The sequence below is a fragment of the Pseudochrobactrum sp. sp1633 genome (assembly GCF_030376605.1).
Classification (GTDB): Bacteria; Pseudomonadota; Alphaproteobacteria; order Rhizobiales; family Rhizobiaceae; genus Pseudochrobactrum.
The window spans coordinates 1-236 of record NZ_JARRAE010000056.1 but is presented as its reverse complement, the minus strand read 5'-3'; the positions used below and the strand labels follow the sequence as shown (position 1 = coordinate 236).

1 protein-coding gene is annotated in these 236 nt (G+C 44.5%); it reads right to left on the bottom strand.

Annotation, left to right across the window (positions count from 1 at the left end; translation table 11 throughout):
* Positions 1-71: 71 nt before the first annotated feature.
* The coding region (locus tag P8H26_RS18080; protein ID WP_289634467.1) for an ATP-binding protein at positions 72-236 on the bottom strand (165 nt) is incomplete at its 5' end.

Below are 236 nucleotides of genomic sequence, written 5' to 3'. Positions count from 1 at the left end.
CCCCGGTTTTTCCACCGAGAATTGACCCGCCTTTTAATTAATGTTCGGGTTTTTAGTTACGGTCAAGGTTGCTATTTTTCCTTTGCTCGTTTTGGTTCCTGTGCGGAGCTATTTTTGAACCTGAAGCTGTCATTTCCGGTTTCGAGGATGTGACAGTGGTGTGTTAATCTATCGAGCAATGCAGTCGTCATTTTGGCGTCACCAAACACACTTGCCCATTCACTGAAGCTAAGATT